19 protein-coding genes and 3 pseudogenes are annotated in these 24,966 nt (G+C 71.5%); 14 read left to right on the top strand and 8 right to left on the bottom strand.

Annotation, left to right across the window (positions count from 1 at the left end; genetic code table 11):
- The coding region (locus O3Q52_RS06275) for a helix-turn-helix transcriptional regulator (protein ID WP_269647789.1) at window positions 1-896 on the top strand (896 nt) is incomplete at its 5' end.
- A 22-nt stretch (window positions 897-918) separates the two neighbouring features.
- Here the strand turns inward: O3Q52_RS06275 and O3Q52_RS06270 are convergent.
- Both O3Q52_RS06270 and O3Q52_RS06265 read right to left on the bottom strand, forming a co-directional pair.
- Window positions 919-1,350 (bottom strand): annotated as a pseudogene (locus tag O3Q52_RS06270) (IMP dehydrogenase); the annotation flags it as partial.
- 92 nt (window positions 1,351-1,442) lie between these two features.
- On the bottom strand, window positions 1,443-1,859 hold the full coding sequence (locus tag O3Q52_RS06265) for a cupin domain-containing protein (protein WP_269647788.1): 417 nt from the start codon (window positions 1,857-1,859) through the stop codon (window positions 1,443-1,445).
- 274 nt (window positions 1,860-2,133) lie between these two features.
- On the opposite strand from O3Q52_RS06265, the gene O3Q52_RS06260 reads away from it, so the two are divergent.
- The 8 genes and pseudogenes from O3Q52_RS06260 (at window position 2,134) to O3Q52_RS06225 (ending at window position 9,006) form a co-directional block, all read left to right on the top strand.
- On the top strand, window positions 2,134-2,256 hold the full coding sequence (locus tag O3Q52_RS06260) for a hypothetical protein (protein ID WP_269647787.1): 123 nt from the start codon (window positions 2,134-2,136) through the stop codon (window positions 2,254-2,256).
- A gap of 1 nt (window position 2,257) precedes the next feature.
- Window positions 2,258-2,638, top strand: a pseudogene (locus O3Q52_RS06255) (winged helix-turn-helix transcriptional regulator).
- Between the two features lie 151 nt (window positions 2,639-2,789).
- Window positions 2,790-3,413 carry a SigE family RNA polymerase sigma factor gene (locus tag O3Q52_RS06250; RefSeq protein WP_269647792.1) on the top strand — a complete coding sequence of 208 codons (624 nt, stop codon included), beginning with the start codon at window positions 2,790-2,792 and terminating at the stop codon, window positions 3,411-3,413.
- A 2-nt stretch (window positions 3,414-3,415) separates the two neighbouring features.
- Window positions 3,416-4,231 (top strand): hypothetical protein, encoded by an 816-nt coding sequence (locus O3Q52_RS06245; RefSeq protein ID WP_269647786.1) that lies wholly within the window; start codon window positions 3,416-3,418, stop codon window positions 4,229-4,231.
- Between the two features lie 74 nt (window positions 4,232-4,305).
- Window positions 4,306-5,262 carry a hypothetical protein gene (locus O3Q52_RS06240; RefSeq protein WP_269647785.1) on the top strand — a complete coding sequence of 319 codons (957 nt, stop codon included), beginning with the start codon at window positions 4,306-4,308 and terminating at the stop codon, window positions 5,260-5,262.
- A complete protein-coding gene (locus O3Q52_RS06235) occupies window positions 5,259-6,854 on the top strand; it encodes a peptidoglycan-binding protein (protein ID WP_269647783.1) in 1,596 nt (531 codons plus the stop codon). The genes O3Q52_RS06240 and O3Q52_RS06235 overlap by 4 nt, the downstream gene beginning before the upstream one ends.
- 95 nt (window positions 6,855-6,949) lie before the next feature.
- Window positions 6,950-7,633 carry an ABC transporter ATP-binding protein gene (locus O3Q52_RS06230; RefSeq protein ID WP_269647791.1) on the top strand — a complete coding sequence of 228 codons (684 nt, stop codon included), beginning with the start codon at window positions 6,950-6,952 and terminating at the stop codon, window positions 7,631-7,633.
- Window positions 7,633-9,006: an ABC transporter permease gene (locus tag O3Q52_RS06225; RefSeq protein ID WP_269647782.1), complete on the top strand. Its 1,374-nt coding sequence runs from the start codon at window positions 7,633-7,635 to the stop codon at window positions 9,004-9,006. Before O3Q52_RS06230 ends, O3Q52_RS06225 begins: the two co-directional genes overlap by 1 nt.
- Before the next feature lie 14 nt (window positions 9,007-9,020).
- On the opposite strand, the pseudogene O3Q52_RS06220 reads toward O3Q52_RS06225, so the two are convergent.
- From O3Q52_RS06220 to O3Q52_RS06205, 4 genes and pseudogenes are all read right to left on the bottom strand, one after another.
- Window positions 9,021-9,506 (bottom strand): annotated as a pseudogene (locus O3Q52_RS06220) (serine hydrolase domain-containing protein); the annotation flags it as partial.
- Between the two features lie 131 nt (window positions 9,507-9,637).
- Window positions 9,638-11,596 (bottom strand): glycoside hydrolase family 5 protein, encoded by a 1,959-nt coding sequence (locus O3Q52_RS06215; protein ID WP_269647781.1) that lies wholly within the window; start codon window positions 11,594-11,596, stop codon window positions 9,638-9,640.
- A gap of 106 nt (window positions 11,597-11,702) precedes the next feature.
- Window positions 11,703-14,279, bottom strand: coding sequence for a SpoIIE family protein phosphatase (locus tag O3Q52_RS06210; RefSeq protein WP_269647780.1), 2,577 nt, complete (start codon window positions 14,277-14,279; stop codon window positions 11,703-11,705).
- 224 nt (window positions 14,280-14,503) lie between these two features.
- Window positions 14,504-17,908, bottom strand: a complete 3,405-nt coding sequence (locus O3Q52_RS06205; protein ID WP_269647779.1) for a S8 family serine peptidase — start codon at window positions 17,906-17,908, stop codon at window positions 14,504-14,506.
- Window positions 17,909-18,182: 274 nt separating this feature from the next.
- Here O3Q52_RS06205 and O3Q52_RS06200 point away from each other — a divergent pair, with 274 nt between their 5' ends.
- A complete protein-coding gene (locus O3Q52_RS06200) occupies window positions 18,183-18,512 on the top strand; it encodes an antibiotic biosynthesis monooxygenase (RefSeq protein WP_269647778.1) in 330 nt (109 codons plus the stop codon).
- Window positions 18,513-18,880: 368 nt separating this feature from the next.
- Here O3Q52_RS06200 and O3Q52_RS06195 read toward each other — a convergent pair whose 3' ends face one another.
- On the bottom strand, window positions 18,881-19,492 hold the full coding sequence (locus O3Q52_RS06195; protein WP_269647777.1) for a phosphoribosylanthranilate isomerase: 612 nt from the start codon (window positions 19,490-19,492) through the stop codon (window positions 18,881-18,883).
- A gap of 330 nt (window positions 19,493-19,822) precedes the next feature.
- Between O3Q52_RS06195 and O3Q52_RS06190 the strand changes: the two genes are divergently transcribed.
- The 4 genes from O3Q52_RS06190 (at window position 19,823) to O3Q52_RS06175 (ending at window position 24,301) form a co-directional block, all read left to right on the top strand.
- Window positions 19,823-21,430 (top strand): alpha/beta hydrolase, encoded by a 1,608-nt coding sequence (locus O3Q52_RS06190; RefSeq protein ID WP_269647776.1) that lies wholly within the window; start codon window positions 19,823-19,825, stop codon window positions 21,428-21,430.
- Window positions 21,431-21,739: 309 nt separating this feature from the next.
- Entirely contained in the window at window positions 21,740-21,943 is a 204-nt protein-coding gene (locus O3Q52_RS06185) for a cold-shock protein (RefSeq protein WP_055611897.1), read from the top strand.
- A 319-nt stretch (window positions 21,944-22,262) separates the two neighbouring features.
- Window positions 22,263-23,777: a DEAD/DEAH box helicase gene (locus O3Q52_RS06180; protein ID WP_269647775.1), complete on the top strand. Its 1,515-nt coding sequence runs from the start codon at window positions 22,263-22,265 to the stop codon at window positions 23,775-23,777.
- Between the two features lie 200 nt (window positions 23,778-23,977).
- On the top strand, window positions 23,978-24,301 hold the full coding sequence (locus O3Q52_RS06175; protein WP_055618089.1) for an SCO5918 family protein: 324 nt from the start codon (window positions 23,978-23,980) through the stop codon (window positions 24,299-24,301).
- Window positions 24,302-24,447: 146 nt separating this feature from the next.
- Here O3Q52_RS06175 and O3Q52_RS06170 read toward each other — a convergent pair whose 3' ends face one another.
- Complete coding sequence (locus tag O3Q52_RS06170; RefSeq protein WP_269647774.1) at window positions 24,448-24,828, bottom strand: hypothetical protein; 381 nt, start codon at window positions 24,826-24,828, stop codon at window positions 24,448-24,450.
- Window positions 24,829-24,966 lie beyond the last annotated feature (138 nt).

The following is a 24,966-nucleotide window of genomic DNA, read 5'->3' as shown; positions in this document are numbered from 1 at the left end:
TGGGGCGGTTCCTCAAGGCCCGGCGGGCCCGGGTCACACCCGCCGACGTCGGGCTCCCGGCCGGACCCGGGCTGCGCCGGACGCCCGGTCTGCGCCGCGAGGAGCTGGCGACCCTCGCCGGGGTCAGCATCGACTACTACACGCGGATGGAACGCGGCAGGGAGACCAACCCCAGCCCGTCCGTCGTCGACGCCCTCGCCACCGCGCTGCTGCTGGAGGAACCCGAGCGCCGGCACCTGCGCGACCTCGCCGCCTGCGCCGCCCGCGGTGCCGCCCCGTTCCGGACGGCCGGGGAACCACCCGCCACGAGCGTGGACCCCGGCATGGAACTGCTCCTGGAGAGCCTGCGCCCCAACCCCGCCCACGTCGTCAGCCGCACCATGGACGTACTCGCCGCCAATCCCGGCGGGCTGCGGCTGATGGCCGGGCTCGCGGACTGGCCGGAGGGGCGGCGCAACATCGTGCGGTACGTCTTCCTCCACCCGACCGCCCGCGTCCTCTTCGAGGACTGGGAGAACCAGATCCGCGGCTGCGTCGCCCGCCTCCGTACCCTGGCCGGCGTCGAACCGGACGCCCCCGACCTCGTCGGGCTGGTCGACGAACTGCTCGCGAAGAGCCCGGACTTCGCCGCCCTCTGGGAGCACTACGACGTCACGGGCCACAGCCACGGCCGGAAGACCTTCCACCACCCCGACGCCGGCACCTTCACCCTCGGCTACCACTCCCTCCAGCTGGACGGCGGCTCGGGCCAGCGTCTGGTGGCGTACCACGCCGTCCCCGGCACTCCGGAGTACGACGTGATGGTCCGGCTCGACCGGGACGGGGATCGGGACCGGGAGCCGGCCAAGGCCGAGGCCGGCGCCGAGGCCGCCGGGCGGGCGCCCCGGCGTCACTGACGCACCCGCATCAGCCGTCGGCTCACGGCTTGACCAGGACCTTCAGCGCCTCGCGGTCCGCCATCGCGCGATAGCCATCCGGTACGCCGTCCATGTCGACCGTACGGTCGAAGACGCGGCCCGGCTCGATCCGGCCCTCCAGCACATCGGGGAGCAGCTCCTCGATGTACGCGCGGGCCGGGGCCATCCCGCCGGTGAGGGTGCGGTTCCTCGCGAACTCCGGGAAGCCGAAAGGGACTTCGGGGTACTGAGGTGCGCCGACGCGGCTGATGGTGCCGCCCGCGCGGACCGCGCCGACCGACATCCGCAGGGCGGGCAGCGTGCCGACGCACTCCAGGACGGTGTGCGTGCCGACGCACTCCAGGACGGTGTGCGTGCCGTCGCCGCCGGTCAGTTCCCGTACGCGCTCGATGCCCTCCTCGCCGCGCTCGACGACGACGTCGGTGGCGCCGTAGATCAGTGTTGCTCGCATGAGTGCATTCCGATCGAGTGTCTTGGTTCGGCGGTGCCGCAGCTCGGGGTTCGGCCGGTGTCGCTGCGCGGGGTTCAGCGGGTGCTGCTGCGCGGTGCGCCGTACTCGGCGTCGTCGACCTTCTCCAGCCAGGTGGTCTCGGGGCCGCCGTCCGGGCCGGGGCCCTCCCACATCGCGAGGTGGGTCATGAAGTGCTCGGCGGCGGCGCCGTGCCAGTGCTCCTCGCCGGGCGGGGTGTGGATCGTGTCGCCGGGGTGGGCCTCGATGACGGTGCCGTCGCGGGTGCCGACCAGGGCGACGCCCGAGACGATGTGCAGGGTCTGGCCCAGGGCGTGGGAGTGCCAGTCGGTACGGGCACACGGCGAGAAACGCACCATGTTGTCGCGCATCCGGGACGGCTCCTGGCCGGCGAGGATGACGTCGAACCAGACGTCACCCGTGAACCAATCGGCGGGCGCCTTCACGGTGGCCTGCTTCTTGAGGATTTCCATGGGGTGCCACTCCTCTGTGCCCGGGCACTCGTCCACGCCCGGGCCTCGTTCATGCCTGGGCCTCGTTCCCGACGATGTCCTTCAGGCGGGTGATCGCGCTCATCACGCTGGGCCGATCGGCGTAGAGGACGAGGCGAGTGATGCCTCCAGGCTGCCCCCGGGCCCGCCCCCGTGGCAGGCCGCATCGTGCCGGGGCCCGACAGGGCCCCCCACGCCGCCGATGCCGCCGATGCCGCCGAGCGGTCAGACGCCCGTGAGATCCCGGGAGGCGCTCATGACCCACCGCGTGATCGTGTCGTCGACGGAGAGGAACGACGCCCCGGAGGAGCCGAGCGACGCGATCACCCAGGAGCTTCAGTCACTCAGCGTGACTACGTACTCTGAAGTACGGTTCTGAGATGGCCGCGAGTACCGGACAACTGTGCCCCCAGCGCCTGACCATGGAGCACGTCACCAGCCGCTGGGGCGTCCTCGTGCTGATCCGGCTCCAGGAGCGTTCGCACCGCTTCGCCGAACTGCGCCGGTCGATCGACTCCACCGAATCCGTCGGCCCGGTGACCGAGAAGATGCCGGCGTAGACCCTGCAGAGTCTTGAGCGGGACGGGATGGTGAACCGCGACGCCGAGCCGGTGGTCCCGCCCCACGTCGAGTACCCCCTGACGGAGCTGGGGCACGAGGCGGCCGTACAGATCCACGCGCCGGCGCTGTGGACCAACGACCGGATGGACCAGGTGGAGAAGGCGCGGGAGAACTACGACGCGGCGAAGGGCCGCACCTGAACGCACGCGCCGAGTTCGGGAGTTCGCGAGTTCGCGAGTTCGCGAAACTTTCTCGGATCCGTGACAACCTCCCGGGCCGCCCGGTCCGTAAGTACGGCATGAAGCACTTCTCACCGCGCACCGCTGCGGTGCCGGGCGGAGGGGGCCTGTGATCCGGACACCGGACGAACAGGACGTCTCCGACACCGGCGGCGCCGTCGAAGTCGGGCTCGACTTCGACGAGTTCGCGCGCAGCCGCCAGGCGCAGCTGCGCCGTACGGCGTATCTGCTGTGCGGTGACTGGCACTTGGCCGAGGACCTGACGCAGACGGCGCTCGCGAAGCTCTACGCGGCGTGGCGGCGGGTGCGGCTCGACACTCCCGACAGCTACGCCCGCAAGGTGCTGTTCCGGACCTTCGTGGACGAGACGCGGCGCCGGCGCTGGTGGGAGCGGCCGAGAGCCTACGAGTTCGACCTGGCGGCCCCGGCGCAGGACCCGGAGCTGCGGCTGACGCTGCTGGCCGCGTTGCGGCAGGTGCCCGCGCGCAGCCGGGCGGTGCTGGTGCTGCGTTTCTGGGAGGACCAGAGCGTGGAGGCGACCGCGGCGGCGCTGGGCTGCAGTGTCGGCACGGTGAAGAGCCAGACCTCCCGGGGGCTGGCCGCGCTGCGCCGGATCCTGGGCGACACGCCGCTTGCGCCGTCGCCGCCCGGGAACGGTGGCGGCGGTCGCGGTAGCGGTGGCGGTGGCGGTGCAGGTATGGACTCGGGCAGCGGATATCTGAGGGCGGGGTGGTGAACATGGCTGAGGAGTCCGGCGCCGGCGGGCGCGGGAACGGGGGCGGGGACGCGTACGAGTTCGCCCTCGTCGACGCGTTGGGCAGGCTGAGTCCTGATGCGGAGCCGCCGATGCCGGATCTGGTGCCGGGCGCGACCGCGCGGGGCAGGCGGATCCGCCGTCGGCGCCGGATCGGGGTGGCGCTGAGCACCGTGGCGACGGTCGCCGCCATGGTCGTCGGGGGGTACGCGGTGCTCCCGTCGACGGTGGAGGAGCGCTCGCCCTCGCCGCCGGCCGCGGAGCCGTCGGTCTGGTACCCCTCGCTGGGGCTGCTGCGGTCGGTCGTCACGGCGAAGTCCGGCACGGTCGAGCCGGCGGATCCGAAGCGTCCGGACGGGGAGCGGCGCTACTTCCGCTGGGTCGACACGTCCGGTCGTCCGAGCTATCTGTACGTGTCGGTCGAGCGGTCCACAACCGGTCAGTCCCTGCTTCCGTCGGGCCCCGTGGGGTGCCGGGACGGTGTCGGCCGCACACTCACGACCCCGTGGGGCGGCCGGCTGACGAAGTGCGCGGTCGTCCCGAGGAAAGAGGGAGACAACCTGCTGGAGTACTTCGTGCGCCAGCAGGAGCTGCCCGGACCGAAGAGCGACGCGAGCGACGACTACGCGATGGGCGTCGCCTACGTGACCTCGGGCGGATGGACCGTGCAGGCGATCGCGAGCGAGACCGGCGAGAACCGCAGGCACGGCCGGGAGTACACGGATTCGGTCCGCCAGACGCTGTACCGGCTGGCCACCGACCCCCGGCTCTTCGACGCCGTCAAGGAGACCGGCGGCTGACAGGTCCGTAACCGACGGGCAAGAACACAACCAGACCCGGCAAGAACACAACCCGACCTGAATGGAGAGGTGTCATGGGCATGCCCAAAAACACCCTGCGCAGTTCCCTGATCACGGCCCTCGCGGTCGGCATGCTCCCCCTGCTGGCCGCCTGCGGCGGCGGTTCGGGCGACGAGGACGGCAAGAGCGGCGGGAGTTCCGCGGCGGGCGGCGGCACGAAGAACGTCGACGGTGCCGTGCAGCTCAACATCCCGGAGGGCGTGAACGCCGAAGCCAAGAAGGAGTACATCCGGGAGAACGCCATCGCGGCCTGCATGAAGAAGGAGGGGTTCACCTACACACCGCACGCGTCAGAGACACCCCCGGCCGACGTCAACACCGACGGTGACGGCGAGGACTACGCGGCGGCGAAGAAGTACCGCCAGAAGTACGGCTTCGGGACCTACGCTGCGGCCGCCTACCCCGACGACCCGAACGTCCCCTTCAGCAACGCGGGCGGCAAGGTCGGCGGAAAGACCCTCGACCCCGTGGACGACGACACCAAGGGACTGACCCCGGCACAGATGAAGGCGTACGAGGCCGCGCTGTACGGTCCCGCGGCCAAGAGCAAGGGAGAGGAGAAGGACGCCGGCTGCACCCTTGAGGGGAACACCGCGGCGTACGGGCCTCCGTTGAGCGCCGCGGCGGAGAAGAAGAAGCAGAACGCCAGGACCGAGGAGAACCGCCAGAACGGGCTGGCGCTCAACGGCGACACCCAACTGGTGCAGCTCGCCCAGCAGTACGCCACCTGTCTGAAGGCGCAGGGCATCCCGGTCTCCACCACCCAGCCGACCGGCATGGCCTACATGGTGCGGGTCGACCTCACCAACAAGCTCCCGGAGGACAGGAGCAAGTGGACCAAGGAGCAGGCGATGCCGCTGCTCACCGCGGACATCGACATCGCTCTGAAGGACCTGGAGTGCGGCAAGAAGTTCCGCGCGGCGTACTTCCCCAAGGAGAAGGCCAACCCGTACTGGGGTGACGGCGCGTGAAGCGGCTCGGCAGCCGCCGACAGCTGGGCGCCCTGGTCGGCGCGGTGGTGCTGGTCGGCGCCGGGGGCTGGTTCGCCGGTACGCAGGTGCGCTCGCCCGCCGACGCCGCCGCGTCGCACCGAGCGCCGAAGGCCGGCCCGGTGACCGTGGAGGTGGAGCGGCGGTCGCTCACCGCGACCGTGGTGGCGACCGGGACGGTGGCGTTCACCTCGCCCCGGCCGCTCTCGCTGGCCGGCTCCGTCGGCACCGGGGCGGTCACGAGCCCGGCCGGCGAGGGCGCGGAGCAGCGGGTCACCAAGGCACCGGTCGCCGGTACGAAGGTCAAGGAGGGCGACGTACTGATGACGGTCAACGGCCGCCCGGTGCTCGCGCTCGCCGGATCCGTACCGATGTACCGCGCGATGGGCCCCGGAGCCACCGGTGACGACGTGAAGCAGCTCCAGAAGGCGTTGCGGCGACTCGGGTTCGATCCCGGATCGGCCGGCGGCACGTTCGGCCGGGCCACGGCCACGGCGGTCACCAACTGGTACCGGAACAAGGGGTACGAGGCCCAGCAGCCGAGCGCGGAGGACCAGCAGCAACTGGGCCAGCTCCAGCAGGCGGTGTCCAGCGCGCAGGAGGCGCTGCTCACGACGCGCGGTGGGAACGCCGGCGAGGATGCCGACACCGGCGACGGCTCCGGCACCGGAGCGGGGACGGGGACGGGCGGGAAGGCGAACACCGGTACGGAGACGGGTGCGGGCACTGGTGCCAAGACCGGTACCGAGACGAGCGCGGGGACTCGTACGGACGCGCAGTCCAGCACCGACCAGCAGGTCCAGGCGATACGGCTCAGGTCCGCGCAGAAGTCCCTGGACATGGCGAACAGCGCCCTCAGCAGCTTCCAGGCCACGTACGGGACGAAGGTCCCGGCCGGCGAGGTCGTCTTCTTCCCGGAGCTGCCCGTACGGCTGGACAAGGTGACCGTGAAGACCGGCGACGCCCCCTCGGGCCCGGTCGGCACCGTGACCGGCTCCGAGCTGCTCGTGGAGGCGGCCGTGCCGGGTGAGGACGCCGAACTGCTGAGGCGCGGTATGCCCGTCGAGGTGACGACAACGGGCGGGGAGAAGGTGAAGGGCAAGGTGGAGGCGATCGGTTCCGCCGCCGCGTCGTCCGGTACGACGGGCGGCGACGGCGAGGCGGCCACCGGTGCGGCATCGGAGGGCAGCGGCGCGGATGCCTCGGACGCGCCCGGCGGCGCCGCCGACGCCAATGCGGCCGACACGTCCGGTACGGACGGCGCTGCCGGGGCGGGCACGCCGGGTCCGGTCCAGTTGCGGATCTCCATCCCCGATCCCGGCCCGCTGGCCGGGCAGGCCGAGGCCTCGGTGAAGGTGACCATCGGGGTCGGCGCTTCGGACGGCAAGGTGCTGACAGTGCCGCTCGCCGCGATCCGTACCTCGGCCGACGGGAAGGCCCGGGTGCAGGTCGAGCGCGACGGCGGGGTGCGCGATGTCTCCGTGACCGTCGGGCTCTCCGCGGCCGGCCTCGTAGAGGTGAAGCCGGCCGACGGCACACTCGAGCAGGGCGACAAGGTGGTGGTGGGCAAGTGACTCTCGGTCCCTCCTACGCCCCTGGCCCCTGCCTGGCCTCCTCCGATGCGGCCGACTCGTCCCATGCGGCCGACTCGTCCGATGCCTCCGCCGTCATCGAACTCACCGACGTGCGGCGGACCTTCGATTCCGAGCCGCCCGTGCACGCGCTGCGCGAAGTGAATCTGACCGTGCGGCGCGGGGAGCACCTGGCCATCGTCGGGCCGTCCGGCTCCGGCAAGTCGACACTGCTCAACACCCTCGGCCTGCTGGACCGGCCCACTTCGGGCTCGTACCGGCTGGACGGGGTGGAGACCACCGGGCTCGGCGACCTCGAACGCACCGCGCTGCGCGGCAGCCGGATCGGGTTCGTGTTCCAGGCATTCCATCTGCTGCCGTACCGGACGGTGGACGAGAACGTGATGCTGGCGGAGGCCTATCGCAGGCCGCGCCCCGGTCGCGGGCGCGACAGCCGGCGCACCCGGGCCCGTGAGGCACTGGAGCGGGTGGGGCTCGGTCACCGTACGGGCTTCCGGCCCGACCGGTTGTCCGGCGGTGAGCGCCAACGCGTCGCCATCGCACGGGCGTTGCTCGGTGATCCGGCGCTGCTGCTCTGCGACGAGCCGACCGGCAACCTGGACAGCGAGAACACGGTCTCCGTGCTGGAACTGTTCGAGGAGTTGTGCGCCCAGGGCATCACCCTGCTCGTCATCACGCATGACGAGGCGGTCAGCCGCCGGGCAGGCCGACGCGTCCGGATCACCGACGGCCGCCTCACCACGGAGGCCGAGGCCGGGTGATGCCCACGGAGACAAGGGAGCCGAACAAGACAAGGCAGACCAGGCAGACCAGGAAGACCAGGAAGAAAAGAAGGCGCGGGTCGGCCAGGTCCATCCGGTCCATCCTCCCCGCCCGCTCCACCCGGTCCGCCCGGTCCGCCCGGTCGACGCGGGTCGGGCGGCCCTGGCTGGACCCCCGGGACCTGTGGACGGAAGCCCTCGCCGGCGTTCTCGCCCGGCCGGTGCGGTCCGCGCTGACCACGCTCGGCACCGTGCTCGGGATCACCACGCTCGTCATCACGATCGGCGTGGCCTCCACCGCGGGCAACCAGATCGTCGGCCGGTTCGACGCACTCACCGCGACCTCGGTGACCGTGACGGTGCCGCGGACTCTTCCCGGCCAGGACGACACCGGCCCCCTGGTGGACTGGTCGGGAACCGGCGCGGTCCGGCGGCTGGCCGGTGTGGAGTCGGTCGCGGCGCTGGCCGACTCCGCCACGACCAACAGTGTCCAGGTGCGCTCCAACGACGTGACCGCGCCCGGCGACACCTCCAGCCAGACCCTCGGTGTGGTCGCCACCTCGGCCGGCCTGCCGGACGCCGTACGGGGTGCGATGACCGCCGGGCGGTTCTTCGACACGGGTGACATCGCCCGGCACGACCAGGTGGCGGTGCTCGGCGACCAGGCGGCGGAACTTCTCGGCATCCGGCGGGTGGAGGACGCCCCGGCGATCTTCTTCCGGGGCCAGTCGTACACGGTCATCGGCATCCTCGGCGGCATCAAGCGCGAACGGCAGCTGTCCACGGCCGTACTGCTCCCGCCCACGACCGCCGCGGACCGGCTCGGTCTGCGCGACGTCACGCGCGTCCTGGTCAACACCTCGCTCGGCGCCGCCCGGCAGGTGGCGCGCCAGGCGCCGATCGCCCTGGCGCCCGGGCACCAGGACGCGCTCACCGTCGTGGCGCCGCCCGATCTGTCCAAGTCCCGCGACGGCGTCCAGAACGACGTCAACGGTCTCTTCCTCGTCCTCGGTCTGGTCTCGCTCGTGGTGGGCGCGATCGGCATCGCCAACGTGACCCTGGTGACGGTGATGGAGCGGGTCGGGGAGATCGGGCTACGACGGGCGCTGGGCGCGTCACGACGGCAGGTCGCCGGCCAGTTCCTCCTGGAGTCGACGACCATCGGCCTGCTGGGCGGCGTCATCGGGGCGTCCCTGGGCATCGCCGTCGTGGTGTGCGTCGCCGTCGTCAAGGACTGGACGCCGGTCCTCGACCTGCGGCTCGCCCTCGGCGCCCCGCTGGCCGGAGCCCTGGTCGGCCTGCTCGCCGGCCTCTACCCGTCCCTGCGCGCCGCCCGCCTGGAACCGGCCGACGCCCTCCGCGCACCGTCGTAGTCCCGCACACCGTACTTCCGTACGAACTCGCTGTCGTCGCGGTAGTTGAAGATGCCGCTGGTGTGGTTGAGGAGTTGGCGGAGAGTGATCCGGCGGCCGTCGTGGCCGTTGCCCCGGACCACGCCGGGCAGCCACGTGTCGACCTTGTCGTCCAGGGACAGCTCGCCCTCCGCCTCCAGTTGGAGCAGCACCGTGGCGACGAAGGTCTTGGTGACGCTGCCGACGCGGTAGCGGTCGTGGGCCGAGCGCGGCTGCTTCGTCCTGAGGTCGCCGACGCCCGAAGTCCCCTTCCAGATCCCGTACTTGTCCTTCGCCTGCCCGGCGACACCGGGTACGCCGTCCTTCACGGCGGCGTCCATCGCCTCCTGCGTCGCACTGTGGTCTCCGGTTGTCGCGGCGGGAGCGGAGGCCGGGGCGGCCACCGCGGACGCCATGAGCGATGTCGCGGTGAGCGCCACGGCTCCCACCAGTCCGAAGCGCAGGGTGCGGGTTGCTCTCATTGGTCGGTACGTCCCTTCCGTCGAAGGTCTGCAGAGGATCTGCAGAGGATCTGCAACGGGAGGGACACCGTGGCCGAGCGGGCGGGTTGACCGACCTGAGTCGGTTGAGCGCTTTCGAGCCCTTTCGCCGGTCAGGCGAGTTTCCGGCAGTACAACGCGTCCGGTGTCCGTGCCGAGCCGACGCGGCCTGTGTAGGCGATTCCGGCCGCGTACTCGTCGGCCGCGCACTGGCCCTTGTAGTGGCCGCTCGCGAAGTCGCCGCCCTTGGGGGCCGGGCCCCTGTCGTCGCCGCGGTCGAACCAGACCGTACGGCCGGCCGTGCCGAGCTTTCCCGCGGGGGCGGCCGCGCACAGGGCGGCCGAGACGGCGGAGCCGCGGACGCTGTAGCCGGTGAGGAAGTGGCCGTCGGGGCACTGGAGTTTGGTGTATCCGGAGGCCCAGTCGCCGCCCGGGGTGACGTACCGCTCGTCCCTGACCACCTCGTGTCCGCCCGCCGGGGCCCCGAGGGGACCGGCGGTCACGTCCGAGCACAGGCCCCGGTTGCCCGTGTGGCTGAGGCCGAGGAGGCGCTGTCCGTCGGGGCAGGCGGCCTTGCGGGCGCCGGAGTCCCAGTCGGGGAACGCGCGCATGCGTCGTGAGGCGACGAAATCGCCGTGGTCGGGGCTGAGCATCGACCACTCCGTCACGGGGGCGACAGGGCCCGTACGGCCGGAGGCCCGGACGAGCCGGGTCCACGCCGCGGCCCGCCAGTCGTCACCGTCGTACACGCCCATGCGGTGGCCCGACGAGTCCCAGTGCAGGAGGGCCCAGCCGTTGCCCCTGCGGTTCTCGTGCCAGCCGACGAGCGGCCAGTACGCGAAGTCGGCGTCGGCGCGGATCAGTTGGTCCACGAAGTTCTCGAACCAGGCACGCGGCTTGGCGCCCGTCTCCTCGCGGCCGCCGACGCCGAACTCGCTGATCCAGACGGGGGCCGTGAAGTGCTGGTCCTGTTCCGCGGTGACGTAGAACGCCTGGCGGTTCAGTACGGCGGTCAGTTCGGCGGGGGTCAGGTCGCGGTAGCGGGGGTCGCTGGTCTCGCCCGTTCCGGTGGCGCCGCTGTGGTTCGGGCCCGTGTAGTCGTAGAAGTGGGCGGAGTACACGAGCTTGCCGGAGTCGACGAGGGTGTGCGAGAGCCGGCGTACGGGCTCCAGGGTGGGGCGTTCGTGTGCGAAGCCGTCGATGGGGATGCCGGTCCAGTTGATCCCCTCGACGATGACGAGGAGGTCCGCGTTGGCCTCCGTCAGGATGCGGTCGCCGACACGCTGGGAGGCGGCGAACCAGTCGTGGTCGTCGCCGAGGCCCCAGTTGGGGTCGTCCCAGATGTTGCGGCGGACCTCGTTGTAGAGGTCGGCGCCGACGACACGCTTGTTGTCCTTGTAGCGGCGGGCCATGAGGAGCCAGTCGTTCTCCCAGGTCGCGGTGGACCGGCTCGCGTTCCAGCGTTCGTTGCCGTCGACTCCGCAGCACCAACGGGTCGTGTTGGTGTGGTTGTTGAGGATCACGGCGAGGCCTGCGGCGGTGAGTTCGCGTACCACCGCGTCGTAGACCTGGAGCGGGGTCATGCCGCGCAGGGACGGGTTCGCGGCGACCGCGTCGTCCTTGACGGGCACGCCGTCGTGGATCATCTCGTTGGAGAAGGGCAGCCGGATGCTGTTGATCCCGATTTCCTGGAAACCGGCGATGATCTCGGCCATGGGGGCCCGGTCCAGGCCGAGGGGTGTCCGGCCGGAGTTCTCCCCCGCGTGGTGGTTGGCGTCCTCGTCCACGCTTCCGGAGCCGTTCCAAGTGCCGCTGGCGCCATGCCAGTTGCCGGACCGCAGCTTGAAGCGGTCGCCGTCCGCGTCGACGATCCAGCGGCCTCGCGTGCTGAGCGGCGCCGTCCAGTCGGCGGCGGCCGAGGCGGCCGTCGAAGCCGTCGCGGTCCCGGAGCGGGGAGCACTCTTGGCGGCGGACTCCTGCGGGGCCGCGGCCGCCGGTCCGGGCGTCAGGGGCGCCAGCAGGAGTGCGGCGGTCAGAGCCACCCCGACGAAGGATCCGCGCACGGTCACCATCCAAGGGACGCCGTCGCCATGGCAGGCGTTTGTCATGGCAGCGACATCATGAGGGACGGGGCGGCATTGGTCCAGGCCTACGCGGGCACCTGTCGGGCCCCGTCGTTCACGTATCCGGATCCGAGAACGTGAACGACGTATCCGGATCCGGATCCACATCCACGCTCTGTTCCGCCCAGATCGTCTTGCCCGTGGGGGTGGGGCGGGTGCCCCAGCGCTGGGTCAGCTGGGCGACCAGGAGGAGACCGCGGCCGCCCTCGTCGTACGAACGGGCGCGGCGCATGTGGGGTGCGGTGCTGCTGGCGTCCGAGACCTCGCAGATGAGGGTCCGGTCGTGGATGAGGCGCAGTTGGATGGGCGGTGCGGCGTGCCGGATGGCGTTGGTGACGAGTTCACTGACGACCAGCTCGGTGACGAAGGCGGCGTCGGACAGGCCCCAGGCCGCCAGTCGGCCGAGTGCGTTCTTGCGGGCCTCGCCGACGGCGGCGGGGTCGGGGTCGATGTCCCAGGCGGCGACCCGGTCGGTGTCGAGCGCCCGGGTGCGGGCGATGAGCAGGGCCACGTCGTCGGAGGGCCGCCGGGGGAGCACGGCCGCCAGGACCGAGTCGCACAGCGCCTCCAGGGAGACCGCGGGGGCGGCGAGGGCGCGGCTCAGCCGGGAGGTGCCCTCGTCGAGGTCGCTGTCGCGGGACTCGATCAGGCCGTCGGTGTAGAGGGCGAGCAGGCTTCCTTCCGGCAGTTCGGTGTCGAGGGACTCGAAGGGCAGCCCGCCCAGGCCAAGAGGCGGCCCCGCGGGCAGGTCGAGCAGCTCCACGGTGCCGTCCGGGCTCACCACGGCGGGCGGGGGGTGCCCGGCCCGGGCGAGGGTGCACCGGCGGGAGACCGGGTCGTACACGGCGTACAGACAGGTCGCTCCGACGTCTCCGCGGCTCTCCCCCTCGGTGGCGGACCGCTCCGCGTCCTCCGTCTCGGTGGCGAGGCGGCCGACCAGGTCGTCGAGGTGGGTGAGCAGTTCGTCGGGAGGCAGGTCGATGTCCGCGAGCGTGCGTACGGCGGTACGCAGCCGGCCCATGGTCGCCGAGGCGTGGATGCCGTGGCCCACGACGTCGCCGACGACCAGCGCCACCCTGGTTCCGGACAGCGGGATCACGTCGAACCAGTCCCCGCCCACGCCCGCCCGGGCACCGGCCGGGAGGTAGCGGGAGGCGACCTCCACCGCGGCCTGCTCGGGCAGGCTCTGCGGCAGCAGGCTGCGCTGCAGGGTGACGGCCGTGGCGCGTTCGCGGGTGTAGCGCAGGGCGTTGTCGATGCAGACCGCGGCCCGGGCCGCCAGTTCCTCGGCCAGGACCAGGTCGTCCGCCTTGAACGGGTCGGGATGCCGGTGCCGGGCGAGAGCGACGACGCCCAGCGTCGTGCCGCGCGCCGACAGGGGCACGGTCATCGCCGAGTGGAAGCCGAACTCGCGGATCCGGGCGGACCGACGCGGGTCCTCGGCCACCCAGTCGGCGATCGCCTCCTCGTTCACCCGGTGCAGCACGGCCCGTCCCGTCCGCAGACTCTCCGCCGGCGGGGAGCCCTCCGGGTACGTGTCCACCTCGCCCAGGGCGACGACCGCCTCCGGGACGTCCGGAAACACGGACATGTGGGCGATGCGCCGCAGCGCGAGGGAGTCGCCCGCCCTCAGCGGTCCCGGGGGCTGCTCGGGCAGGTCGTCGAGGGACGCAAGGAGGTCGACGCTGACGAAGTCGGCGAGCGCCGGAACCGCCACGTTCGCCAGCTCCTGCGCGGTCCGCGTCACGTCGAGCGTGCTGCCGATCCGGGTACCGGCCTCCGCGATCAGCTGGAGCCGCTTGCGGGCCCAGTACTGCTCCGTCATGTCGTGCCCGGTGGTCGCCACGCCCAGGACGCGGCCGTCCGCGTCCTCCAGGCGGTAGACGTGGACCGACCACGAGTGTTCGAGGCCCTCTCCGGGGGCGAGCGCGTGGTTCTCGAGATACTGCGTCTGACCGGTCTCCAGGGCCCTCCGCATCGCCCCCTCGACCTTCTCCGACACCGGATCGTCGAGCACGTCCGTCAGCCTCAGCCCGCGCAGGTCGTCGTCGCCCAGGCCCAGCACACCCCGCCCGGACTTCGTCGACCGGCGAAAGCGCAGATCCGTGTCGTACACGGAGGTCGAGCAGCACGGGGAGTCGAGAAAACCCTGCCTGACGAGCGCGTCGTCGTCCTGCCGGGCCGGGGCGGCCCCGGCCACCGGGGAGACGAGGAGCCAGCCGGGCATCCCACCGTCCGCCACCCCGTCCGAAGCCTGGTCCGGTGTTCCGTGGGTCGTTCCGCGGGGTGTTCCGTCCGGCGCACCGCCCGGCACCCCGTCCGGTCTCCTGCGGTGTGCGAGAACCCTGGCCTCCACGTGGTGGCCGTCAAGGTGCCGAAGGACCAGCGTGCCGTGCCACCTCGGCAGCTCCGAGAAGGGCGGCAGCTCCCCCGCCGTGGGCTCCTCGGCGAGCAGTGAGGCCGCCGCCCGGCCCAGGATCTGCGCCGCCGGGTAACCGAGGAGCCGTTCCGCACCGGCGCTCCAGCCGGTCACGACGCCGTTCTCGTCGACGGTGGCGCGCGCCGTGCGTGCCCCGCCCGCGCCGTCGCGGCCCGGACTCGATTCCTGGTCGTCGACGGCACGCCGCTCCATGACCACTCATCTCGCTCTCGTTGCGCTCTCCACCTCGCGTGACTCCCAGCGCGCGGGCACGCTTCGCCTCGATGTCCGAGACTCCACACCTCTGGGTCTGCCCTGTATTTTCACATTTCATCTTATTTACGCCAGTCGACGTACACCTCACGAACAGCCTCGCCCGGGGCGGTGGTGACACCGCCCCGGGCGAGGCCGGGTGCACGATCCAGACAGTTACGGGGCTACAGGGTCGTGTTGTAGGCCCGTTCGATCGTCTGGACCAGGGTGTTGCCGGCGCGGTCCGTCAGTTTGGCCCGGAGTGAGACCGAGCCTGCCTTCGCCGGGTGGTTCAGGGAGAGGTGGGTGCCTCCGACGGTCTTGGTGGGCTGCCAGGTGGTGCCTTCGTCGTACGAGACCTCGAAGGCGAGCTTGGCGGGGCGTTTGCCGGCGGCCGCGCCCTCGACGGTGAAGGGGACCTTGAACCGCTTGCCCGCCTTCGCCGTGCTGGACAGGGTCAGGTCGGGGGAGAAGCGGATCACCGACAGCGGGAGCGCGGTCGTGCTGTCCTCGGGGGTGGTGGCGGAGCGGAAGGTCCACTCCGTCCGGACGCGGGTGCTGACCGGGAACACCGCGGGATCACGTGAGGCGTCCACGGTCAGTCTGTACGCGCTGTCCTTGGCCGGAACGGTGTACTCGGTGAGGTCGATCGGCGAGTAGCCGTAGTCGTCGGGGATCTCCTTGCCGTCGGCCTGGAGCGAGCTCGTCACCGAGGTGTAGTCGCTGAGGCCCCAGTGGCCGGAGCCGTCGCCGAACAGCGGCGTGAAGGCCCTGATGACGTTCCCGTACCGCACGACTCCGGGGAGCCCCCGCTCCGGTCCCTGGTCACCCGCGGCGGGCACGGTCGGGCCGAAGACGCCGACGTTGAACCGCTCGGTGTAGCTCCGTCCGGCCTGCCAGGTCCTCGGCATCCGCATCAGGAAGCTCTCCGAGACCCTGTCGCGGCCCTCGCCGAACATCTGCCAGCTACGGAAGGACCACTTGACGCCGTTGTCGAGGACGTACTCCGTGGTGCTCAGCGGCAGGTCGGAACGCAGGTCGTCGTAGCTGAGGACCAGACCCCCGTCGGGTGTGTGCGCGGACGCCTCGAACTGGACGCCTCTGCCCTCGACGGGCACGCCCACCTGGACGTCGACCTTGGCGAGCTGGTCCTGCCGGATGTCGGCGGTGAAGCCGTCCAGCCGGCCGGCGCGGTTCCAGGCCAGGTGGTAGGTGACCGGCCGGCCCGCGTCGTCCGTGCGGGTCCAGTCGCCGGCGAACACGGCGGACATGCCGCCCGCGGACTCGTCCGGTCCGAGCTGCCCGAACCGCGTGCCCTGGAAGGTCGGTACCAGGAACTGGAGCTTGCCCGGGCCCAGTTCACCACCCCGGTCGTAGGTGTAGACGACCGTCGCCTCGGTGTTCTTCGCCGCCGCGTCGGGCACGGTGATGTCCACCGGCCGCGCCTGCCGGGCGTCGATGGCGACGGTGGTGTCCTTGTCCACGTTCAGCATCGGCTGCACCAGCACGGCGCGCGTGGCGGCGTCGTACGAGGGATGGATCACGCCGCTCAGGGTGTAGACGCCCTTGGGCACCCGTACGGTGAGCTCGCCGTCCTGCTCGTCGGCGAGGTCGGCGTAGAAGTCGCTGTTGACGGCGCTGAGTTGGGTGGCGGCGTCGCCGATCGGCTCGCCGTTCTCGTCGAGGTGCTTGACCGTCAGGTCGTACGACTCGACCTCGCGCTCCACGCCGACGGCGGAACGCACTTGGGTCGTGCCGTCCGCCGAGGTGGCCTGCACCGAGCCGCCGAAGGTGCCGTCGGCACTGCCGGCGCGGGTGTCAGCGGTCACGTCGGCGGTCGCCTCGCCGCCCGCCGGGACGGTGAGCTGCCGCGGCGACACGGCGAACATGCCCTCGGCCGCGGGCTTGCCGTCCACCGAGAACGCGTCGACGGACAGGTCCAGGGTGACCGGCTCCGTACCGAGGTTGCGGTACGTCAGCTTCTTGGTCGCCGGTGCGTCGTCGTTGTGCGGCCACTGCTGCTTGCCGAAGTCGATCGGCCCCTGCTCGGTGACGACGTCCTGCTTCATCGCCCGGACCACGTCGGTACGGCCGGTGCCCTGCTGGAACGAGCTGTACGAGCCCGGCTTCGCGGAGCCCGTCAGAACCGCCTTGAGACGCTCACCGGTCCAGTCGGGGTGCTGCTGGGCGAGGATGGCGGCGGCGCCCGCGACGTGCGGGGACGCCATGGAGGTGCCGTCGATCGTGAGGTAACCGGGTATGTCGGAGGGGTACTCGCCCTCCAGGATGCTCCCGGCGGCCGAGGCGGCCGTGATGGCGACACCGGGTGCGGTCAGGTCGGGCTTGACCCCACCGTCGCCGACGCGCGGGCCGCGGCTGGAGAAGTCGGCGAGTTGGTCGGCCTTGTCGACCGCGCCGACGGTGAGTGCGGCGTCGGCGCTGCCGGGCGAGCCGACGGTCCCCTCGCCGAACTCGCCGGAGTTGCCGGCCGAGATGACGAAGAGCGTGTCCGACTCGGCGGAGAGCCGGTTGACCGTCTCCTCCATCGGGTCGATGCCGGGCGTGTCTTCGCCGCCGAGGCTGAGGTTGACGACATCGGCGCCCTGCGCCACCGCCCACTCCATGCCCGCGATGATCCCGGAGTCCGAGCCGAAGCCGGTGTCGTCCAGGACCTTGCCGTTCAGGAGCTTCGCCCCCGGGGCGACGCCCTTGAACTTGCCGTCCGACCTGGCCCCCGTACCGGCCGTGATGGACGCCACGTGGGTGCCGTGGCCGAACTTGTCACCCGTGCCGGAGGAGCCGGAGAAGTCCCGCTCCTCGATCACCTGGCTCGCCAGGTCGGCGTGGGTGGTGTCGATCCCGGTGTCCAGCACGGCGACCTTGGTGCCGGTGCCGTCGAAACCGGCGGCCCAGGCCGTGGGCGCGCCGATCTGCGGGACGCTCTTGTCGAGGCTGGCCTTGCGCCGGCCGTCGAGCCACAGTTTCTCGATGGCGGTCGAGTCGGTGAACTCCGTCGCTCCGTCGCCCTTGCCATCGGTGCCGGTGCCGGTCACCGCGTTCCAGAACTCGGCGCCGCGCTGCTTCACGGAGCGCATCGCCTTGCCGTTGACGACCGGGAGCGCCCGGCCCATCCGCGCCCCGGCCCCGGTGAACGGGCTCATCGAGGGCGCCTTCTTGCCCCGGAACGTGACGATCAGCGGCAGGTCGGACCGGCCGGCGTCGTCGTAGCCGTCCGCCAGCAACTGGGTCACGTCGAACAGCCGGGTGTCCAGCTTGCCCTGCGCGAGCAGCAACTGCGCGTCGCCCGGCACCACTTGGGTGTGTCCGTCGACCACCCGGACCGAGAACGGAACCCGCTCCCGGCCCTTCGCCCGCTCCACCCCGGTGACCTGGCCGGCGCCGTCAAGACGGACCCGGTCGCCGGTGACCAGCGTCACCGTCCTCACCTTCTTGGCCTTGCCGACGCCGCTCGCGCCCCCGGCCACCTTTCCGGAACGCCCGTCGGCCGGGTCACCGGCGGGCGCGGCCTGGGCCGTCCCACCCTGGACACCGGCCAGCAGAAGGACCGTCGAAACGGCCCCTGCCGCCACGACGGAACGAAAGGGTCTCGCACGTAACTCCACCTGAACTCCTGACACTTGGACCTTCGGACAGGAGTCGTCCCGCGACGCCGGAAACCCCGGCGCCTCACCCGTACGCCCAACGACTCGCCATAGAGACGGGGCGGATTGTCATCAGGTTGTCAAGACATCCGATTTATTTCTGACGAGACGTCAGATTGCTGTCGGCGGATGCCGGGGAGGAATGCCGGGGCTGGGCGCGGCCCGCCATCGGCCGCCCCGGTGGCTGCTGGAGAATGGGGGCATGAGCATCGTCAAGATCAACGTACTCACGGTTCCCGAAGAGCAGCGCGAGACGCTGGAGAAGCGGTTCGCCTCCCGTGCCGGGACGGTGGACAGCTCGGACGGGTTCGAGTGGTTCGAGCTGCTGCGTCCGGTGGAGGGCACCGACTCCTACCTCGTCTACACGCGCTGGCGTGCCGAGGAGGACTTCCAGAACTGGATGTCCGGTCGCGGTCAGGCCGCACACCGCGACGGGGCCGCCACCGGCGGCGAGCGGCCGAAGCCCGCCGCGACGGACTCGACCCTGTGGACCTTCGAGGTGGTCCAGCAGGCCGCACCCAAGCAGGGCTGACGCGGGCGAGGCCGCGATTCAGGGCCGCTTGCGCGCGACAAGAGTCAGAACCGGCTGCGGGCCGCGCGAGTCGGGACCGGCTGCGGGCCGCGCGACTCAGGACCGGTCGCGGGCCGCGCGACTCAGGACCGGTCGCGGATGGCCCGGGTCAGGACCGGCCGCAGGCGCCGCGAGTCAGGACTGGTCGCGGGCACCGCGGTTCAGAACCGGGTGCGGGCGGCCCGGCTCAGGACCGGTCGCGCGGGCCGCAAGTCAGGACCGGCCGCAGACACCGCGGTTCAGGGCCCGTCGCGGGCACCGCGGTTCAAGACCGGACGCAGGCCGCCCGGCTCAGGGCCGGGTGCGGGCAGACCTGACGAACGCGGTGATCAGGGCCGGTTGCGGGTGGCCTCGATGAACGCCGTGATGAGGGCGGGGTCCTTGACCCCGCGGCTCCGTTCCACGCCACTGGAGACGTCGACGCCCCAGGGTGAGGTGGCGTCGACGGCCGCGCGTACGTTGTCCGGGGTGAGACCGTCGGCGAGGAGCCACTTCTCCCCCGGTCCGGCCAGGGGTTTCCTGGACCAGTCCCAGGCGACGCCGGAGCCGGGCACGGGGGCGTCGAGGAGGAGGACGTCCTCGCCCATGTCCCCGTGGCGCGGCGCGGGTTCGCCGAAGGCCGCGGCGCGGATCAGCGTCCAGCCGCCCGTCGCGAGGTCGCCGTAATAGGCGCGGTCCTCGGGGCCGTGCAGTTGGACGGCCCGGATACCCGAGTCGGTGGCCAGGGACCGTACGTCCCGCAGGGGCTCGTCGCGGAAGACACCGACGGTCAGGACGTTCTCCGGCACACGGGCGCACAGCCGTGCCGCCGTGGCCGCGTCGATGCGGCGCGGGCTGGCCGAGAAGACGAAGCCGATCGCGTCGGCGCCCGCCTCGACGGCCGTGTCGACGTCCCGCTCGGTCTTCAGGCCGCAGATCTTGATGAAGAGGGAGCTGCTCACCCCCTCACCCTGCCGTATCCGGGGCCGGGCGCGCGGCGCAGGGTGCCGTCCCGTACCGGGGCACCCACCACCGGTTGTGTAGATCCAGCTCAACGGCGGCGACATGGTCGGCTTTTCTGGCCATTCCCTGTCCTGTTGAGCTAGAAATTCTCCGAACTCACATTGACCAGTGGGTTCTTGGTGTCACACCAGCCCGAGGGGAAGCACGCAGTGACAACGCACGATCATGTCCCGCCCGGCCGAGACGGCCGACCGACGCACCGGCTCAGATTCAGGTCCGGTTCCGGGACGCGGAAGGGCCTCACCCGCCTGAGGATCGCCGCGGCCGCGGTGACCGCACTCGTCGTCGCCGGGTCGGGGGCCCAGGCGACGGCCGCCCAGGCGGACCCGACGACAGCGGCGACAGCGAAGGCCTCGACGGTCCCGCTTCCGCCTCCGCCGGTGCCGTCGCTCTCCTGGACCGACTGCCAGGGCGGCTTCGAATGCGCGAACGCCGACGTGCCGCTGGACTACCGGGCACCCGAGGGCCGCAAGATCACTCTGGCGGTGATCCGCAAGAAGGCCGCCGACCAGACGAAGCGCAAGGGCACGCTCTTCATGCAGCCCGGCGGACCGGGCAACTCCGGCGTGGACTTCGTCCGCGGCAACTACGACGACCTGCCGGCCGCCCTGCGCGACTCGTTCGACGTCTTCGGATACGACGTACGAGGCGTCGCGCGCAGCTCGGCGCTGGAATGCTGGGACGACCAGCGGTACACCAAGGCCGTCACCGACGCGAAGGGCGCCCCGGGCCCCGACGCCTTCGGCCCGGCCCTGCGCGAGGCCGCCGAGTTCAACCAGGCCTGCACGGACAAGTCGGCCGGCCTCCTGCCGTTCGTGGGCACCGAGTACGTCGCCCGTGACATCGACCTGCTCCGCCAGGCCCTGGGCGAGGAGCAACTCACCTACTACGGACGGTCGTTCGGCACGTACATCGGTACGGTCTACGCCGCCCTGTTCCCGAAGCGGGTGCGCGCCCTGGCGCTCGACGGGGCGTACGACCCGGTGCACTACGCCAACCAGCCGTACTCCTACGACAAGCCCCAGTACCTGGCCCTGGACGGCGCGATGAGCCGCTTCCTCGACTGGTGCAAGGCCGACCAGGCCACCTGCGGGTTCGGTGACGGCGACCCCCGGGCGGCGTTCGAGAAGCTCAAGCGCGACCTGGACGCCAACCCGGTGCCGACCGCGAGCGGCGGGCTGGCCAACGGCTACACCCTGGTCTACCGGCTGATGTTCAACATCAACGAGGGCAAGGTCATCTGGCCCGCGTTCGGCGAGGCCCTGCGCAAGGCCCAGCAGCGCGACAACACCTCGTTCCTGCTGCGTCCGCCGTCCCCGGGCAGTTTCGACTTCCTGGTTCCGAACGTGGTCGTCGAGTGCGTCGACAGGGACTACCCGCGTGACCCGGCCCTGCTGAAGCGGAACGTCACGGCCTACGCCAAGGCGGCACCGCTGCTCGGCCCGGCCATGGCCTTCGGCCCGCCGACGTACGACCACCAGCACGCCACGGCCTGCACCCAGTGGCCCGGCGAGCGCGTCAGCCGCTACGACGGCTCCTACCGTGCCAAGGGCTCCAAGCCGATCCTGGTCCTCGGCACCACCGGCGACCCGGACACCCCCTACCAGGACGCGGTGGCGCTGTCCCGGCAGCTCGACAACGCCTCGCTGCTCACGTTCAAGGCGGAGGGCCACACCGCCTTCGGCCGGAGCGCCTGCGCGACGGACGCGGTCACGGGCTACCTGGTCGACCTGAAGGTCCCGGCCAAGGGCGCGACCTGCGCGGACGAGACCCAGCCGCCGACCGTCACGCCCAAGGTGGCACCGCCCGGCACGACGCTCGGCGAGCTCCGCAACGGCGTCGACGAGCGCCTCGACCTGCTCGGCTCGCTGCGCTGACCCACCAGGCGGACCGACACCGATCCGCCGACACCGATCGACGCCAGGGGCGTCGGGCCCTTCCCGGCCCGGCGCCCCTGGCGCGTCAATATCTGTGCCCGCGAAGTAAGAAATGAACACGACGCGCGATGAACATTCCTTCCTCGACAGGCAGAACAGAATTATCCTCCGCACACGCCCGACCGCAGCGTGCTACTCTCGATCTCAGTTGCAGTTGTGGTTCCCGAAATCTTGAAGACGGGGCGATCATCATAGCGACTCGGATTTCACAAGTTGTGGATTCCGACGCACCCCCGAAGGAGATTTGACATGGCTGCAGGCACCGTGAAGTGGTTCAACGCGGAAAAGGGCTTCGGCTTCATCGAGCAGGACGGCGGCGGCGCCGACGTCTTCGCCCACTACTCGAACATCGCCGCCCAGGGCTTCCGCGAGCTGCAGGAGGGCCAGAAGGTCACCTTCGACATCGCCCAGGGCCAGAAGGGCCCGACGGCCGAGAACATCGTTCCCGCCTGACGCTGACGCGTACTTCGCAGCTGGGGCCCGCACCTTGGGGTGCGGGCCCCAGCTCGCTGCTTTCCAGAAAACCCGCTCCCACCCGCTCCTCGGGAATGCTCGGACCGACGCTCCGGTTGACACACTGCCGGACCCTCCCGAACGGAATACCCGGCCGCACCGCCGGAATATCGCCTCGAACTTCAGCGACGTATCCCGCGAGCATTCCCCGCCGATCCGATTCGGCCCCCCATTCTCCTCGGCTCGTTCTTGCAATTCTCTGCGCTGCTCATTTGCTGCGGGAATTCCTTGATACGTGCCACATCAAGGAAGGTTCCGCATGAACCGCACACGCACGAACGACCGCTTCTCCCGCACCCGTTCGGGAGGATCCACCCGCACGGGCGGCTCGGGCTCCGGAAGGGGCGGCGGCTACTCCGGTGGCTCGCGCCGCTCCGAGGGCTACAGCCGTCAAAGGTCCGCGCCGCAGGGCGAGTTCGCACTGCCGGTGACGACCACCCCCGCGCTGCCCGCCGTCGAGGCGTTCTCCGAGCTCGACATGCCGGCGCAGCTGCTGGCCGCGCTCGGCCGGGAGGGCGTGACCGTGCCGTTCCCGATCCAGGCGGCGACCCTGCCGAACTCCCTCGCGGGCCGTGACGTGCTCGGCCGTGGCCGCACCGGCTCCGGCAAGACCCTCGCGTTCGGTCTCGCGCTCCTCGCCCGTACGGCGGGCCTGCGCGCCGAGCCGAGGCAGCCGCTGGCGCTGGTCCTCGTACCCACCCGCGAGCTGGCGCAGCAGGTCACCGACGCGCTCACCCCGTACGCCCGTTCCGTGTCGCTGCGGCTCGCCACCGTGGTCGGCGGGATGCCGATCGGCCGGCAGGCCGGTGCGCTGCGTGCCGGTGCCGAGGTCGTCGTCGCGACGCCGGGCCGGCTCAAGGACCTCATCGAGCGCGGCGACTGCCGCCTCAACCAGGTCGCCATCACCGTCCTCGACGAGGCCGACCAGATGGCCGACATGGGCTTCATGCCCCAGGTCACCGAACTGCTCAACCAGGTGCGGCCCGAGGGACAGCGGATGCTGTTCTCGGCCACGCTCGACCGCAACGTCGACCTGCTGGTCCGCCGCTACCTGGCCGACCCGGTGGTCCACTCCGTCGACCCCTCCCAGGGCGCGGTCACCACGATGGAGCACCACGTCCTCCACGTGCACGGCGCGGACAAGCACCGGACGACCACCGAGATCGCGGCGCGCGAAGGCCGGGTCCTCATGTTCCTGGACACCAAGCACGCGGTGGACCGGCTGACCGAGCACCTGCTGAACAGCGGTGTCCGGGCCGCGGCCCTGCACGGCGGCAAGTCCCAGCCGCAGCGCACGCGGACGCTGACCCAGTTCAAGACCGGGCACGTCACGGTGCTGGTGGCGACCAACGTCGCGGCCCGCGGCATCCACGTCGACAACCTCGACCTGGTCGTGAACGTCGACCCGCCCAGCGACCACAAGGACTACCTGCACCGCGGAGGCCGTACGGCCCGCGCGGGCGAGTCCGGCAGCGTCGTCACGCTGGTGACCCCCAACCAGCGCCGTGAGATGAGCCGGCTGATGGCCGCCGCGGGCATCACCCCGCAGACCACTCAAGTGCGTTCGGGCGAGGCGGAGCTGAGCCGCATCACGGGCGCCCAGGCTCCCTCGGGCGTGCCGGTCGTCATCACCGCTCCGGTCGTGGACCGTCCGCGGCGCGGCGCCTCCTCCTCGTCCCGGGGCCGCCGGGGCCGTACGGGCGGCAAGGGCCGCTCCACCGGCGAGGCCCGCCGCACGACCCAGCGCCCGACCGCCACCGGTGCGGCGGCCTAGGTCCTGCTCTCACCTTCCCGTCGCTCGCCGGAAGGGCGGTCCGGGCTGCGTCCGGTACGCGCTCCCGGCGGGCAGTGGGAGAGTGTGCCGGGCGTTGCCCGGCGTTCTCGCGCCCTCCCGCCGATCGACCCCCGGCCGGCCCGGGTCCCCCTCGTCTTTCTTCTCCTCCCTCCCCACCCCTCCTTTCCCTGTGAGGCATCATGCGCTGCGTCATCGCCCGGTTCCCGTTCGACCTCGACAAGAGCGGGGTCCTGGACTCGATGAAGGGCGTCAAGCCCGAGGCCATCACGGGCGAGTCCGTGATCATCGGCCGCCGCCACTACCCCGTCAAGCAGGTGGGCGAGGTCATCACCCGGCAGGACCGCCGTGACTTCACGAGCGGAGAGGTCGTACGGGCCATGACCCGGCTCGGCTTCACCTGCCAGGCCGGTCCCGCGCCCGAGCCCGCCCCGGTCGCCGCCACACCGCTCCAGACCGCGTCGGCGCTGCTCGGCAGCCCGGCCCCGGCCCCCCTGGGCCTGTGACGGCCGGAGCGAGCCGACACCGGTACGCAGCACCCCCCGGCTGACACCGGGAACAGCGATGAGGGCCCTGCCGACGCGCGTCGGCAGGGCCCTCATCGCTTTTTTCGGAGCGTGTCGCTCTTGCGGAGCGTGTCGGGTACGGCGGATCAGTGGTCGGAGTAGCTGACGTCGCCCACGGTCCAGGCGCTGACGTCCTCGATCGCGACGCGGTACATCCCGCCCGTCTCGGGAATCCCGATGTTGCCCTGCAGGATCCGGGCGAGGTGGAAGTGCAGATACGCGGGTGGCTCGCCGTGGCCGTCCTCGGGACCGCCATCCGTGGGCTCGGCGCCGAAGACGGCGGAGAACGGACCCAGGCGGTCCGAATCGTTCAGGACCTCCGAGACCCGCTCCCTCCACACGGCTTCCGGAGCGAGCCGGCCGGTGATGACGGCGCCGCCGACCACCACGGTCAGCGACATCTGATTGCTCTGCCCGGACTCCACGAGGGCGGAGATGTCCACGAGGAGCCGGTCGGGGTTCGTCATGGAAGCCGAGTCTATTCAGCGGCTCGCCCGACCTCACCCGCACGGCCCCGCCTCAACCTCACCCCAACCCCACCGGGTCGCGCCCGCCCGCGCCCTGACGTCACCGGGTGTTACCGGCCGTCACCGCGGACCGCAGAA

This window comes from Streptomyces sp. ActVer, assembly GCF_027270795.1.
In the GTDB taxonomy this organism is placed as follows: Bacteria; Actinomycetota; Actinomycetes; order Streptomycetales; family Streptomycetaceae; genus Streptomyces; species Streptomyces umbrinus_A.
The sequence above is the reverse complement of the archived record's forward strand: the minus strand, read 5'-3'. Positions and strand labels throughout refer to the sequence as shown.

Excerpts from the sequence above, each read along its gene's own strand:
- O3Q52_RS06175 (WP_055618089.1), top strand. The coding sequence starts at position 23,978 with ATGCGCTGCGTCATCGCCCGGTTCCCGTTCGACCTCGACAAGAGCGGG.
- O3Q52_RS06215 (WP_269647781.1), bottom strand. The coding sequence starts at position 11,596 with ATGGTGACCGTGCGCGGATCCTTCGTCGGGGTGGCTCTGACCGCCGCA.
- O3Q52_RS06200 (WP_269647778.1), top strand. The coding sequence starts at position 18,183 with ATGAGCATCGTCAAGATCAACGTACTCACGGTTCCCGAAGAGCAGCGC.
- O3Q52_RS06240 (WP_269647785.1), top strand. The coding sequence starts at position 4,306 with ATGGGCATGCCCAAAAACACCCTGCGCAGTTCCCTGATCACGGCCCTC.
- O3Q52_RS06210 (WP_269647780.1), bottom strand. The coding sequence starts at position 14,279 with ATGGAGCGGCGTGCCGTCGACGACCAGGAATCGAGTCCGGGCCGCGAC.
- O3Q52_RS06180 (WP_269647775.1), top strand. The coding sequence starts at position 22,263 with ATGAACCGCACACGCACGAACGACCGCTTCTCCCGCACCCGTTCGGGA.
- O3Q52_RS06170 (WP_269647774.1), bottom strand. The coding sequence starts at position 24,828 with ATGACGAACCCCGACCGGCTCCTCGTGGACATCTCCGCCCTCGTGGAG.
- O3Q52_RS06260 (WP_269647787.1), top strand. The coding sequence starts at position 2,134 with ATGACCCACCGCGTGATCGTGTCGTCGACGGAGAGGAACGACGCCCCG.
- O3Q52_RS06265 (WP_269647788.1), bottom strand. The coding sequence starts at position 1,859 with ATGGAAATCCTCAAGAAGCAGGCCACCGTGAAGGCGCCCGCCGATTGG.
- O3Q52_RS06225 (WP_269647782.1), top strand. The coding sequence starts at position 7,633 with ATGCCCACGGAGACAAGGGAGCCGAACAAGACAAGGCAGACCAGGCAG.
- O3Q52_RS06185 (WP_055611897.1), top strand. The coding sequence starts at position 21,740 with ATGGCTGCAGGCACCGTGAAGTGGTTCAACGCGGAAAAGGGCTTCGGC.
- O3Q52_RS06245 (WP_269647786.1), top strand. The coding sequence starts at position 3,416 with ATGGCTGAGGAGTCCGGCGCCGGCGGGCGCGGGAACGGGGGCGGGGAC.